Annotated in this window: 11 protein-coding genes and 1 pseudogene; 8 read left to right on the plus strand and 4 right to left on the minus strand. The window is 74.2% G+C overall.

Going from position 1 to position 13,449, the window contains the following annotated elements; translation table 11 throughout:
* Nucleotides 1-75 precede the first annotated feature (75 nt).
* The 3 genes and pseudogenes from ABT015_RS06395 to ABT015_RS06405 form a co-directional block, all read left to right on the plus strand.
* Nucleotides 76-969, plus strand: coding sequence for a biotin--[acetyl-CoA-carboxylase] ligase (locus ABT015_RS06395; protein WP_350877321.1), 894 nt, complete (start codon nt 76-78; stop codon nt 967-969).
* Between the two features lie 169 nt (nt 970-1,138).
* Nucleotides 1,139-2,263 carry an adenylate/guanylate cyclase domain-containing protein gene (locus ABT015_RS06400; protein ID WP_350877323.1) on the plus strand — a complete coding sequence of 375 codons (1,125 nt, stop codon included), beginning with the start codon at nt 1,139-1,141 and terminating at the stop codon, nt 2,261-2,263.
* Nucleotides 2,264-2,730: 467 nt separating this feature from the next.
* A pseudogene (locus ABT015_RS06405) lies at nt 2,731-3,864 on the plus strand (GGDEF domain-containing protein); the annotation flags it as partial.
* A 610-nt stretch (nt 3,865-4,474) separates the two neighbouring features.
* On the opposite strand, the gene ABT015_RS06410 reads toward ABT015_RS06405, so the two are convergent.
* Nucleotides 4,475-5,071: a TetR/AcrR family transcriptional regulator gene (locus ABT015_RS06410; protein WP_350877325.1), complete on the minus strand. Its 597-nt coding sequence runs from the start codon at nt 5,069-5,071 to the stop codon at nt 4,475-4,477.
* A gap of 127 nt (nt 5,072-5,198) precedes the next feature.
* Here ABT015_RS06410 and ABT015_RS06415 point away from each other — a divergent pair, with 127 nt between their 5' ends.
* Nucleotides 5,199-6,398 (plus strand): macrolide family glycosyltransferase, encoded by a 1,200-nt coding sequence (locus ABT015_RS06415; RefSeq protein ID WP_350877327.1) that lies wholly within the window; start codon nt 5,199-5,201, stop codon nt 6,396-6,398.
* On the opposite strand, the gene fdhD is transcribed toward ABT015_RS06415, so the two are convergent.
* Nucleotides 6,388-7,272: a formate dehydrogenase accessory sulfurtransferase FdhD gene (gene fdhD, locus ABT015_RS06420; RefSeq protein WP_350877331.1), complete on the minus strand. Its 885-nt coding sequence runs from the start codon at nt 7,270-7,272 to the stop codon at nt 6,388-6,390. The genes ABT015_RS06415 and fdhD overlap by 11 nt on opposite strands.
* 156 nt (nt 7,273-7,428) lie before the next feature.
* Here fdhD and hutH point away from each other — a divergent pair, with 156 nt between their 5' ends.
* Nucleotides 7,429-9,012 (plus strand): histidine ammonia-lyase, encoded by a 1,584-nt coding sequence (gene hutH / locus ABT015_RS06425; RefSeq protein WP_350877333.1) that lies wholly within the window; start codon nt 7,429-7,431, stop codon nt 9,010-9,012.
* Nucleotides 9,013-9,122: 110 nt separating this feature from the next.
* Here hutH and ABT015_RS06430 read toward each other — a convergent pair whose 3' ends face one another.
* Nucleotides 9,123-9,548 carry a hypothetical protein gene (locus ABT015_RS06430; protein WP_350877335.1) on the minus strand — a complete coding sequence of 142 codons (426 nt, stop codon included), beginning with the start codon at nt 9,546-9,548 and terminating at the stop codon, nt 9,123-9,125.
* A gap of 206 nt (nt 9,549-9,754) precedes the next feature.
* Here ABT015_RS06430 and ABT015_RS06435 point away from each other — a divergent pair, with 206 nt between their 5' ends.
* Both ABT015_RS06435 and ABT015_RS06440 read left to right on the plus strand, forming a co-directional pair.
* Nucleotides 9,755-10,624 carry a MurR/RpiR family transcriptional regulator gene (locus ABT015_RS06435; RefSeq protein ID WP_350877337.1) on the plus strand — a complete coding sequence of 290 codons (870 nt, stop codon included), beginning with the start codon at nt 9,755-9,757 and terminating at the stop codon, nt 10,622-10,624.
* Between the two features lie 59 nt (nt 10,625-10,683).
* A complete protein-coding gene (locus ABT015_RS06440; protein ID WP_063349091.1) occupies nt 10,684-11,007 on the plus strand; it encodes a hypothetical protein in 324 nt (107 codons plus the stop codon).
* A 1-nt stretch (nt 11,008) separates the two neighbouring features.
* On the opposite strand, the gene ABT015_RS06445 is transcribed toward ABT015_RS06440, so the two are convergent.
* Nucleotides 11,009-11,581, minus strand: a complete 573-nt coding sequence (locus ABT015_RS06445; protein ID WP_350877339.1) for a Uma2 family endonuclease — start codon at nt 11,579-11,581, stop codon at nt 11,009-11,011.
* Nucleotides 11,582-11,761: 180 nt separating this feature from the next.
* Here ABT015_RS06445 and hutU point away from each other — a divergent pair, with 180 nt between their 5' ends.
* Nucleotides 11,762-13,432: a urocanate hydratase gene (gene hutU, locus ABT015_RS06450; RefSeq protein ID WP_350877341.1), complete on the plus strand. Its 1,671-nt coding sequence runs from the start codon at nt 11,762-11,764 to the stop codon at nt 13,430-13,432.
* Nucleotides 13,433-13,449 lie beyond the last annotated feature (17 nt).

Below are 13,449 nucleotides of genomic sequence, written 5' to 3' on the forward strand. Positions count from 1 at the left end.
TGTCCACGCTCGTTCTGCGGGACGATGGGGCGGCCTACGCCCCACGCGGCCGGACACGTTCTAGTGTTCTGGACCATGACCGCACCCGACTCCCCCCGCCGCAGTGGACTGCGCGGTTTCGGCCACGCCGGGCCGTCGCCGTGGACCGACCTGGACCGCCCGCCGCTGGACGAGGCGGCACTGCGCCGCGACCTGCTCGTCCCGGACGGGCTCTGGACCTCGGTGGACGTCGTCGCCGCGACCGGCTCCACCAACAACGACCTCGCCGCCCGCGCCCGGGCCGGCGCCCCGCAGGGCGCGGTGCTGGTCGCCGAGCTGCAGAACGCCGGGCGCGGCCGGCTGGAGCGCCAGTGGAGCGCCCCGGCCCGCTCCGGGCTGTTCCTGTCCGTCCTGCTGCGCCCCGAGGAGGTGCCGGTCGAACGCTACGGCTGGCTGCCGATCCTGGTCGGGGTGGCCACCGCCAGCACGCTGAGCCGGATCGCCGGGGTCGAGGTCGGGCTGAAGTGGCCCAACGACCTCCAGGTGGAGATCGACGGCGCCGAGCGCAAGCTCGGCGGCATCCTCACCGAGCTGAGCGGCGGCGCCGTGGTCGCCGGCCTCGGCATCAACGTCTCGCTGCGCGAGTCCGAACTGCCCGTCCCCACCGCCGCCTCGCTCGCGCTGGCCGGCGCCGAGGTCACCGACCGGTCCACCCTGCTGCGCGCCCTGCTGCGCGAGTTCGCCGGGCTGTACCGCACCTGGACGGCCGCCGCCGGGGACCCGCACACCAGCGAGCTGCTCCGCGCCTACGCGGACCGCTGCACCACGCTCGGCCGCCAGGTGAAGGTGCACCTGCCGGGCGACCGGGAGCTGGTCGGCGAGGCGGTGGCGATCGACGGCGACGGCCGCCTGGTGGTCCGCACCCCCGACGGCGCACGCCGGGCGGTCGGCGCGGGGGACGTCGTCCACGTGCGCCCCGAGCCCCGCTGAACGGCACTCTTCACCTCTCCTTGACCCGGGCTGATGCCCCGGATCGCGCGATTCCGTGCGAACATTCCACCTGGCAGCGGTGTGAGGCGCGCCACTGCCCGCCGGGTGGCGGGCGCGCCCGGACAGGCAGGACACGAGGCGAGTGCGGCGACCGCACGGGGACGGACCGGTGGCAGAGGACGGCAGCAGCGGCGCGGCATCGGGGGCCCACGACCCCACGGTCGCGCTCGAACTGGAACGCCTGATCCTGGACGCGCCACGCCGCTACACCCCGTACCAGGCCGCGCGGGCCGCCGACGTCCCGATGGAGCTGGCGACCCGCTTCTGGCGGGCCATGGGCTTCCCCGACATCGGCCAGTCCCGGGCCCTCACCGACGGCGACGTGATCGCCCTGCGCCGGCTCGCCGGCCTGGTCGAGTCCGGCCTGCTCAGCGAGTCGATGGCGATCCAGGTGGCCCGTTCCACCGGCCAGACCACCGCCCGGCTGGCCGGCTGGCAGATGGACACCTTCCTGGAGAACCTCACCCAGGCCGTCGAGCCCGGCCTGACCCGCGCCGACGTCGCCTACCCGCTGGTCGAGCTGCTGCTGCCGGAGCTGGAGCAGTTCCTGGTGTACGTCTGGCGCCGCCAGCTCGCCGCCGTCACCGGCCGGGTGGTCCAGGCCGCCGAGGACAACGAGATCACCAGCGGGCGCCTCGCGGTGGGCTTCGCCGACCTGGTCGGCTTCACCCGGCTGTCGCGGCGGCTGGAGGAGGAGGAGCTCGGCGAGCTCGTCGAGACCTTCGAGAACACCTGTTCGGACCTGATCGCCGGGCAGGGCGGCCGGGTCATCAAGACCCTCGGCGACGAGATCCTCTACGTCTCCGAGGACCCGGTCACCGCCGCCGAGATCGCGCTCAGCCTGATCGAGGCCCTCGCCGAGGACGAGACCATCCCCGCGCTGCGGGTCGGCATGGCCTTCGGCACGGTCACCTCGCGGATGGGCGACGTCTTCGGCACCACCGTCAACCTGGCCAGTCGGCTCACCTCGATCGCGCCCAAGGACGCGGTGCTGATCGACGGCGAGTTCGCCGCCGCGCTGGAGCAGTACGGCAGCGTGGCCCCGCCGGACGCGGACGGCCCCGGCCTCGCCGAGGCGCTGTCGGCCGCCGCCGGGATGCCCGCCTCGGGCCTGCCGGTGCCGGGGCTGGACGCCGGGCACCGGTTCCACCTGCAGCCGATGTGGCGCCGACCGGTGCGCGGGCTCGGGCTGGTCGAGCCGTGGCTGCTGTCGCGGCGGCTGAAGCCGGAGTAGGCTCCGCCGCCGCCCCTCCCGGGCCCTTCTCGCGCCTCTCCCAAGCCTTTTTCGCGCCTCTCCCGGGCCCGTCCCGGTCCCTTCCGGACCCGTCCCGGTCCTCTCCTGTGCCCTTCCCGGCTTTTCCCGGGCCTTTCCGGCCTTCCCCTGCCCTTTCCAGGACGTGGCCCGGAGCCGCTCCCGATGCTTGGGGTGCCGAACGGTTGAAACCCGTACGGCCGGTTGCGGGTCCGTCCCGGCAAACGGGGCATAACCGAACGAAACCGCCATAGTCTTGGTGAAAGCGGCCGGGTGGGTGCGGACGCCGTCGGGGGTCCGGCAGGACCGAGCACAGGGAGCGAGGCGAGCCGGTGAGCAGTGAGGCGATCATGACGGACCGCGGCTGCGACTGCGACTGCGGCGGCCCGCGGCCGTCCGGTCGACTGCCCGACCTGCGGCTGCAGTCCGTGGTCGAGCTGGCCCAGGACATGGCCCGCGCGCTCACCCCGCTGGAGGCCGTCCGGGCCGCCGCCGCCCGCGCCACCGAGGCGCTCGGGGCCACCATGGCGGCCGTCTCCGTCTGGGACCGCGAATCCGGCCGGCTCCGGGTCCTGGTCAACCACGGGGAGCTCGCGCCCGGCGAGGAGGAACTGCCCGAGGACGAGTCCTACCCCGTCGCCGACTTCCCCGAGATCGTCACCTATCTGGAGGAGCGCTGGACCACCGGGCGCCTCCCCCGGGCCTGGCTGCAGACCGCGGAGAACGCCGAACCGCACGCCGGGCACGCCCACCCCACCGCCGGCGCGTACTGCCAGGAACGCGCCGCGGCGCTGCGCCGGCGCGGCCGCGCCTGCTGCGTGGTCGCCCCGATCGTCCTGCACGGGCAGGCGTGGGGCGAGCTGTACCTGGCCCGCAGCGTCGGGAAACCCGGGTTCGTCGCCGCCGACGCCGACTACGCGACCCTGCTCGCGGCCCAGATCTCGGCCGGCCTCGCCCAGACCGAACGCCTCGCCGACCTGCGCAAACTCGCCTTCTCCGACCCGCTCACCGGCCTCGCCAACCGGCGCGCCGTCGACGCCCGGCTGGAGAGCGCCCTCAGGGCGCACAACCGGGACAACACCGTGGTCTCGCTCGTCGTCTGCGACGTCAACGGCCTCAAGCGGGTCAACGACCAGCTCGGCCACGAGATGGGCGACCGGCTGCTCGAACGGTTCGCCCACCAGCTCTCGGTCGCCGCGGCCAAGCTCCCCGGCAGCCTCGCCGCCCGCCTCGGCGGCGACGAGTTCTGCCTGCTTGCCGAGGGGCAGAAGGCCGACGAGGTCGTCGCCGTCGCCGAGGAGCTCTGCGCCCGGGCCCTGGCCCTGTCCGAAGGCGAGGGCGTCGCCTGCGGAGTCGCCTCCACCGGCGACTCCATCGGCCCGGTCACCACCCCCGACCGGCTCTTCCGGCTCGCCGACGCCGCCCAGTACCGGGCCAAGGCCGCCCGGGCCGCCCACCCCGTCGTCGCCGGGCGCAGCCACGGCCCCGGCTTCTCGCCCGACCCCACCGTGCTGCTCGCCGACGCCGCGGACCCGCACCACCGGGCCGACGGACGCGCCCGGCCGGGCCGGGCCGGGGCGGGCGACCGGCGGCGCTTCCGGGGCGCCGCGCACAGCGCGGACCCGGGCCAGCTGCTCACCGCCGTCCTCGCGGCCCTCGACCAGGCCGCCGCCGCCCGGGCCGTCCACCCCGCCGACACCCTCGGCAAGCTCGTCGTCGTCGCCGAGGCCTCCGCCCGGTTGCTCGACGCCGTCGGCTGGTGGGTCTCCTACGTCCCGCCCGGCTCCCACCTCATGCGCACCGCCCAGCACGCCGTCTACCGGATGACCAGCGGCCCCAGCAGCACCCGCGCCGAGACCCAGCGGGCCCAGATCGAGGCCCCGGACGCCGTCTTCGACCTGCGGCACTACCCGATGACCCGCCGCGCCGTCCGCGGCGGCGCCTTCGCCCTGCGCGCCGGCGCGGCCGGCAACGACCCGGCCGAGGAGGCCATGCTGGTCGTCTCCGGCTACCGCGGCATGGTCGCCGCCGGTGGCCAGAACCCGGCCGGCGGCTGGCTCGTCGAACTCTTCGCCGACGACGCGACCCTGCCGTTCGGTCAGGCCGCCTTCGCCATGCGCGCCCTGGTGGCCGTCGCCCTGGCGGGCGCGGCCTCGCCCCCGGTGGTGTGAGGATCCGAAGCGGCCGGTGCGGTCAGGCCTGTCCGAGGGCGCGCAGGACCGCCTCGACCAGGCGGTCGGCGTGGGCGTGGTCGAGCGGGCCGAGGCGGTAGAGCCAGCGGTAGTGGAGCGGGCCGTAGAGGAGTTCGAGGGCGAGGTCGAGGTCCGCGTCGGGGGCGAGCCGGCCGGCCTCGCGGGCGCTGCGCAGGCGCTCGCGGGTGACGTCGAGGAGCGGGTCCAGCAGGCGGGTGCGGTAGTCGGCGTACAGGGCCGGGTCGTTGAGCAGTTCGGCGGTGAGGGCGCGGTAGGTGCGGTCGAGGGCGGGGTCGGTGAGCTCGTCGGCGGCGGGGCGCAGGACGGCCCGCAGGTCGGCGGCGAGGTCGCCGGTGTCGGGGAGGGCGAGGCTGCCCTCGTGCTCGTTGGCGGCGAGGAAGGCGTCGAAGACGACGGCGCCCTTGGAGGGCCACCAGCGGTAGATGGTCTGCTTGCCGACGCCGGCCCGGGCGGCGATCGCCTCGATGGTCAGCTTGCCGAAGCCGACCTCGGCGACGAGTTCGGCGGCGGCGGTGAGGACGGCGGCGCGGGAGCGTTCGCTGCGGCGGGCCGGGTCGGGGGCGGTTCTGTGGGCCATGGCGGAAATTCTAAGCGAAGTGGCGAGACGGACCGTATCGTCTTGACGTGGTGTCGGACCCCGATCATGCTGGGGTGGCGCCAGCGAGACGGATCGTCTCGTCTCACTCTGAATCCTGGAGGCCCCCATGACCCGCTCCGCGCACCCCGCCCACATCCTGATGGTCTCGATCCCGGCCCACGGGCACGTCAACCCCAGCCTCGCCGTGATCGCCGAACTGGTCGCCCGGGGCCACCGGGTCAGCTACGTCAACGACGCCTCCTTCGCCGGGGCCGTCGAGTCGACCGGCGCCCGCTTCGTCCCGTACCCGACGAGGCTGCCGCTCGCCGGCGGCCTGGACGCCTGGGAGGAGGACCCGGTGGCGCTCCAGGAACTGTTCCTGGACGACGCCCTCGCGATGTACCCCGTCCTGCTGGAGGCCTTCGCGGACGACCGCCCCGACCTGGTGCTCTGCGACATCGCGGGCTTCGCCGGGCGGGCGCTCGGCGAGCGGTTGGGCGTGCCGGTGATACAGCTGTCGCCCACCTACGTCGGCTGGGAGGGCTTCGAGCAGGACATGGCGGAGGTGTTCGAGGCGATCCGCAACGGGCCCGGCGGCGCCGAGCACTACCGGCGGTTCGCCGACTGGCTGGCCGAGGCCGGGACGCTGGAGCGCGACGTGGACGCCTTCAAGGGCCGCCCGGCGCGGTCCGTCGCCCTGATCCCGCGCGCCCTGCAGCCCAACGCGGACCGGGTCGACGAGCGGCGCGTCACCTTCGTCGGGCCGTGCTTCGGCGACCGCGCCCACCAGGGCGAGTGGCACCGGCCGACGCACGCGGAGAAGGTGCTGCTGGTCTCGCTCGGCTCGGCCTTCACCCACCAGCCCGCGTTCTACCGGGCCTGCGTCCAGGCCTTCGGCGGCCTGCCCGGCTGGCACACGGTGCTCCAGGTCGGCGCGCACACCGACCTGGCCGACCTGGGCGAGGTGCCGGACACCGTCGAGGTGCACCGGTGGGTGCCGCAGCTGTCGGTGCTCGCGCAGGCGGACGCCTTCGTCACCCACGCGGGCATGGGCGGCTCCAGCGAGGGGCTGTACCACGGCGTGCCGATGATCGCGGTGCCGCAGGCCGTCGACCAGTTCGCCAACGCGGACGCGCTGGTGGGGCTCGGCGTCGCCCGCCGCCTGGACACCGCGCGGGCCACTCCGGAGGCGCTGCGCGGCGCGCTGCTGGAGCTGGTCGGCGACTCGGCGGTGGCCGAGCGGCTGAAGGCGCTGGCCGCCGCCGGCCGGGCCGAGGGCGGCACCGCCCGCGCGGCGGACCTGATCGAGGCCGAGCTCAGGGGGTGACCGGCGTGGCGGGGGAGGGCGCCGGCGTCGAGGGCGTGGCGGGGGAGGGCGAGGCGATCCGGTCCGGCCGGGTGTAGACGTTCGCGCCCTCCCCGCGCAGGAAGCCGACCAGGGTCAGGCCCAGCTCCTCGGCGAGGTCCACCGCGAGCGAGGACGGCGCCGAGACGGCCGCCAGCAGCGGGACACCCGCCAGCGCGGCCTTCTGGGTCAGCTCGAACGAGGCCCGGCCGCTGACCAGCAGGACGTGCCCGGTCAGCGGCAGCCTGCCCTCGCGCAGCGCCCAGCCGACCACCTTGTCCACGGCGTTGTGCCGCCCGACGTCCTCGCGGGCGCAGAGCAGTTCGCCGGTGGCGGCGTCGAACAGGCCGGCCGCGTGCAGGCCGCCGGTGGACTCGAAGGTGCGCTGGGCGGCCCGCAGCCGCTCCGGCAGGCCGTACAGCAGGGACGGCGGGACGGTGAGCGGGTCCTCGCCCACCGGGTGGCGGACGTGGGTGCGGACGGCGTCCACCGTGTCCCGGCCGCACAGGCCGCAGGCGCTGGTGGTGAGCAGGTTGCGGTGCGCGGACAGCGGCAGCGCGCGGGCGGCGCCGCGCAGGGTGGCGTCGACGACGTTGTAGGTGTTGGCGCCGGACTCGTCCGTCCCGGCGCAGTACCGCAGGGCCGCGAGCTCCTCGGAGGTGTGCACCAGCCCCTCGCCGACCAGGAACCCGGCCACCAGGTCGAAGTCCTGCCCGGGGGTGCGCATGGTGACGGTCAGCGGCTCGCCGCCGAGCCGGATCTCCAGCGGTTCCTCCGCCGCCAGCGAGTCCGGCCGCACCCCGCGCTCGTCCCCCCGCAGCCGCACCACCCGGCGCCGTGCCGTCGCCCGCGTCATCGCCCTGCCACCTCCGTGCGTGTCCGTGGCCACCAGCGTGCGGCACGGGTCGGCCCGGGTGAAAATCCTGCTGGCCGGTCCGGGTGTGCCATCGTGGCCGTTTCGGATGGCGACCACCTGTTGTCATATCTTCATTCACCTGATGTGATGGTGTATATGGATATGCACAGTGCTGTGGCCCCCGACGCTCCGCTGGTCCAGGTCGGCAAGGCCGACGTCAGCGCCGAGGACGTGCTGGCCGTCGCCCGGGGGAACGCCCGGGTCGAGATAGGCCCCGACGCGCTCGCCGAGATGGCGACGGCGCGGGCACGGATCGACGCCCTCGCGGCCGAACCGCGCCCCGTCTACGGCGTGTCGACCGGATTCGGCGCGCTCGCCGTCCGGCACATCAGCCCCGAACTGCGGGCGCAGCTCCAGCGGTCGCTGGTGCGCTCGCACGCGGCCGGGATGGGACCGGCCGTCGAGCGCGAGGTCGTCCGGGCACTCGTCTTCCTGCGGATGAAGACGCTGGCCTCCGGCCGGACCGGCGTACGCCCGCTGGTCGCGCAGACCATGGCCGCCCTGCTCAACGCGGGCATCACCCCGGTGGTCCGGGAGTTCGGCTCGCTCGGCTGCTCCGGCGACCTCGCGCCGCTGTCGCACTGCGCGCTGGTCCTGATGGGCGAGGGCGTGGCCACCGGCCCGGACGGCGTGGAGAAGCCCGCCGCCGAACTGCTCGCCGCCGCCGGCATCGAGCCCGTCGAACTGCTGGAGAAGGAGGGCCTGGCCCTCATCAACGGCACCGACGGCATGCTCGGCATGCTGGTGATGGCCATCGCCGACCTGCAGCGGCTGTACACCACCGCCGACATCACCGCCGCGATGACCCTGGAGGCGCTGCTCGGCACCGACAAGGTGCTCGCCCCCGAACTGCACGCCCCGATCCGCCCCCACCCGGGCCAGGCGCTGAGCGCCGCCAACATGCTGGCCGTCCTCAAGGACTCCGGCCTCACCGGCCACCACCAGGACGACGCGCCGCGGGTCCAGGACGCCTACTCGATCCGCTGCGCCCCGCAGGTGGCCGGCGCCGGCCGGGACACCCTCGCCCACGCCCAGCTGGTCGCCTCCCGCGAGCTGGCCGCCTCGGTCGACAACCCGGTGGTGCTGCCGGACGGCCGGGTGGAGTCCAACGGCAACTTCCACGGCGCCCCGGTCGCGTACGTGCTGGACTTCCTCGCCATCGCCGCCGCCGACCTCGGCTCCATCTCCGAGCGCCGCACCGACCGGCTGCTCGACAAGGCCCGCTCGCACGGCCTGCCGGCCTTCCTGGCCGACGACCCCGGTGTGGACTCCGGCCTGATGATCGCCCAGTACACCCAGGCGGCGCTGGTCAGCGAGAACAAGCGGCTCGCCGTCCCGGCCTCGGTCGACTCGATCCCGTCCTCCGCGATGCAGGAGGACCACGTGTCGATGGGCTGGTCCGCCGCCCGCAAGCTGCGCCAGTCCGTCGACAACCTCGGCCGGATCCTCGCCGTCGAACTCACCGCCGCCGCCCGCGCCCTGGAGATCCGCCGGCAGGCCGACGGCGCGGGCCGGACGGCCCCGGCCACCACGGCCGCCATGGCCGCCGCCCGGGAAGCGGGGGTCGGCGGCGCCGGCCGCGACCGCTTCCTGTCGCCGGACCTGGAGGCGGCGGCCGCGCTGGTCGCCTCAGGGGAGCTGGTGCGGGCCGTGGAGCGGGTCACCGGGCCGCTGGCCTGAGCCGGTGTGAGCCGGGCTGACACGGTGCGATCGGTGCGATCGGTGCGATCGGTGTGACGGTCCGTCGGGCCCGGTGCGGGCGGTGGGGCGGCCGGTGCGGGCGGCGGGGCTCAGTCCCAGTCGTCCCGGGACCGGGACCGGGACCGCGGCTCGTCCCGGTCCCGGCGGTTGCCGAACGCGGCGGCGAAGTTGACGCCGACGATGCCCGCCCAACTGACCAGCAGGCCGTAGAAGCCGCCGCCCTGCGGGCTGGCCGCGATCGCGGTGAGCGGGATGCCGAGGGCCAGCGAGATCACCGCCAGCCGGTTGCCGGAGCGGCCGGGCCCCGGCCCCTGGTGGTGCGGCCGGCGCCGGTGCGCGGGCTCGTAGTCGTCCATCCGCTCGGCCACCCGGCGCTCGACCCGGGCGTCCAGCCGGGCGTCCAGACGGCTCAGGAACGAGTCGACCAGCTCCGGCTCGTACTCCTTGCCGAGGTCCTTGCGAGCATGCAGGGCGGCGTCGAGGTCGCGCCGCAGGTCGTCCTGGCGAGTGTCCATGGAAACAGCCTGGGCCCGCGCCGGGGGCGCGGTCCATCCGTCGGTGGGGGAATCCGGGCGGGTTCAGGGAGAATTCAGGGTTACCCCGAGCTCCCACCCGCTCGGGCCGTCTCGCCCGGCGTCCCGCCGTACGAGACGTCTTTGCCAGGCGCGACGCACTGCTGCACAGTCGTCGTCCGAATCGCTCGCATCCGGAGGTACCGCTGATGACCGCCACCGACGAGGCCGGCACGGTCGGCCCCTCCGCCCGGCTGCTCCAGCTGTTCGAAGGCCACCGACTGACCCCGACCCAGCGGCGGATCGCGCACTCGCTGGTCCGGCACGCCACCGAGGCGCCGTTCCTCTCCAGCGTCGAGGTCGCCGAACTCGCCGGCGTCAGCCAACCCTCCGTCACCCGCTTCGCGGTCGCCCTCGGCTACGACGGCTACCCGGCACTGCGCAAACAGCTGCGCGAACTCGGCGCGGGCGAGCCCGCCGCGCCGGAGACCCCCGACGACGCGGTGCGCAACGAGCACCAGCAGGCCGTGCTCGCCGAGATCGCCCACCTGCGCCACCTCGCCGAACTCCTCGCCGACCCCGAGCCGATCACCCGTGCCGCCCGGCTGCTCGCCGCCTCCCGCCCGCTGCCGGTGCTCGGCCTGCGGGCCGCCTCCGCGCAGGCGCGCGGCTTCGCCTACTTCGCCGCCAAGGTGCACCCGGACATCCGCCTCCTCGACGAGGGCGGCAGCATGCTCGCCGACCGGCTGGAACAGGCCGCCGCGGCCGGGGCCACCGCGCTGCTCTGCTTCGCGCTGCCGCGCTACCCGCGGGAGCTGATGGACGCGCTGGTGGTGGCCCGCGAGTGCGGGCTGACGGTGCTGACCGTCGCCGACAGCGCCTTCGCGCCGGTCGCCAAGCTCTCCGACCTGATGCTGCCGGCCGCCGTCGGCACCGGGCTGGTCTTCGACACCGCGTGCGCGCCGATGATGCTCGGCCGGGTGCTGTTGCAGCGCATGTGCGACGAACTCCCGGGCGCGGAAGCCAGGTTGGAGGCCATCGAGCAGTCCGCCGCGGCACGTGGCCTGTTTTTGGAGTAGACACGGCGGGGAGTAGCCGTCACGAACCCGGGCATCCCCTACAGCAGGGGGTGCCGCCCATGCGCGTGATCCACGAGATGAAGTTCGTCGCCCGCCTGGCCTCGGGTGTCGACGAATGGTCCTGCCCCACCTGCGGACGCCGCGTCACCCTGCGGCGCCTGCCCGATCCCGAACTGACCGTCCTCGACCCGGGAGACGAGTCCGCCGTGCACGTCGGCGTCATCGAACCCGACGCCCGCGCAGCCGCCGCGGCCGCCGAGAAGTACGGCCTCGGCCCGGTCCAGAACATCCCCCGCCCGCCGACCCCGCCCACCCCCGACGCCGCCGACCGCCGCTGGCTCGCCGAGATCGGCATCGACTGGGACGGCGACGCCGCGGCGTGACTCAGGCGCGGGGTGCGTACAGCGGCAGTGCGGAGGTGTCCAGTTCGGCGGGCAGCGGCGCGGGCAGCGGGACGGGCTCGCCGTACTTGCCGTGCAGCACGCCCTGGTACTCGCCGTCGCGGGGGTGGGTGCGAAGCGTCCAGACACCCTTGCGGGGGTCGACCGCGAGGAGGACCGGCACGCCCGCGACGGCGTACCAGCTCGTTTTGGTCGCGATGTGGCTGACCCGCTCGGAGGTGGAGATGACCTCTACGGCGAGCTCGACGTCGTGCGGGTCGGCCAGCCAGTCGTCGTCGTCCTCCCAGTCGGACGGCAGGACGACCAGGTCGGGTGTCGCGTAGTCCTCGGCGTCGTCGGGCATGTTGATCGAGGAGACCTCGTAGGCGCCGAGACCGGCCGGGAGGTTGCCGTCGAGTTGGCGGGACAGGCGCTTGACCGTCCCCGCGTGCTTGCCGCGAGGAGTGGGGGACATCACCAGGGTTCCTCCGATGATCTGGACGCGGAGGCCGGTGCTCCGCTCGATCTCCTCCGCCACATCCCGCAGTTTGCCGGGCCGCACGGTGATCGCAGTCATCGTGTTCTCCGTTCTCGTCGCTGGGCCGAGTGGCTGGTGTTCGCCGGGTTCAGGCTAGCGCGCCGAGCCGGTCGGCGGCGGGGCTGATCGGATGGGTCCGGGGTCTGGTCGGGAGCTGGTTGTTTGGATATATTCAGCCGAGCTGAATCTGAATGAATCCATCCGCATGGAGGCCGGGACATGGTGCAGCAGCAGGCGAGCGGGCCGCGTGAGGTCAGGGCGGCGCGGGGGACGGGGCTCACGACGCAGGGGTGGCAGCAGGAGGCGGCCCTGCGGATGCTGATGAACAACCTCGACCCCGAGGTGGCCGAGCACCCGTCGAAGCTGGTCGTCTACGGCGGCACCGGCAAGGCGGCGCGGGACTGGCGTTCGTTCGACGCCATGGTGCGGACGCTGGAGGGGCTGAAGCAGGACGAGACCATGCTGGTCCAGTCCGGGCGGCCGGTCGGCGTCATGCAGACCCACGAGTGGGCGCCGCGGGTGCTGATCGCCAACTCCAACCTGGTCGGCGACTGGGCCAACTGGGAGGAGTTCCGCCGGCTGGAGAGCCTCGGGCTCACCATGTACGGGCAGATGACCGCCGGCTCGTGGATCTACATCGGCACCCAGGGCATCCTGCAAGGCACCTACGAGACCTTCGCCGCCGTCGCCAACAAGCGGTTCAACGGAACGCTGGAAGGCACCATCACCCTCACCGCCGGCCTCGGCGGCATGGGCGGCGCCCAGCCGCTGGCCGTCACCATGAACGGCGGCGTGGCGATCTGCATCGACTGCGACCCGTCCCGGATCGCCCGCCGGATCGAGCACCGCTACCTGGACGTCGAGGCCAAGGACCTCGGGCACGCGCTGGAGCTGGCCACCGCCGCCCGCGACAAGCGGCAGCCGCTGTCCATCGGCGTGCTGGGCAACGCCGCCGAGCTGGTCCCGCAGCTGCTCGCGATGGACGCGCCGATCGACATCGTCACCGACCAGACCAGCGCCCACGACCCGCTCGCCTACCTGCCGGTGGGCGTCGCCTTCGACGACATGGCGGACTACGCGGCGGCCAAGCCCGCCGAGTTCACCCAGCGGGCCCGCGAGTCGATGGCCCGGCACGTCGAGGCGATGGTCGGCTTCCAGGACGCGGGCGCCGAGGTCTTCGACTACGGCAACTCGATCCGCGGCGAGGCCCAACTGGCCGGTTACGACCGCGCGTTCGCCTTCCCCGGGTTCGTCCCCGCGTACATCCGGCCGCTGTTCTGCGAGGGCAAGGGACCGTTCCGCTGGGCGGCGCTGTCCGGTGACCCGCAGGACATCCACAAGACCGACAAGGCCGTCCTCGACCTCTTCCCGGAGAACGAGTCGCTGCACCGCTGGATCAAGATGGCCCAGGAGAAGGTGCACTTCCAGGGCCTGCCCGCGCGGATCTGCTGGCTCGGCTACGGCGAGCGCGACAAGGCCGGCGAGCGCTTCAACGACATGGTCGCCTCCGGCGAGCTGTCCGCGCCGATCGTGATCGGCCGCGACCACCTCGACTGCGGCTCGGTCGCCTCCCCGTACCGGGAGACCGAGGCGATGCTGGACGGCTCGGACGCGATCGCCGACTGGCCGCTGCTCAACGCCATGGTCAACGTGGCCTCCGGCGCGTCCTGGGTCTCCATCCACCACGGCGGCGGCGTCGGCATCGGCCGCTCGATCCACGCCGGCCAGGTCACCGTCGCCGACGGCACCGCGCTGGCCGGCGAGAAGATCCGCCGGGTGCTCACCAACGACCCGGGCATGGGCGTGATCCGGCACGTGGACGCCGGCTACGACCGGGCCGGCGAGGTCGCCGCCGAGCGCGGGGTCCGCGTCCCGATGGGTGAGCTGTGACGTCCTCGTTCGAAGAG

This window comes from Kitasatospora sp. NPDC094016 (assembly GCF_040304045.1).
Lineage (GTDB): Bacteria > Actinomycetota > Actinomycetes > Streptomycetales > Streptomycetaceae > Kitasatospora.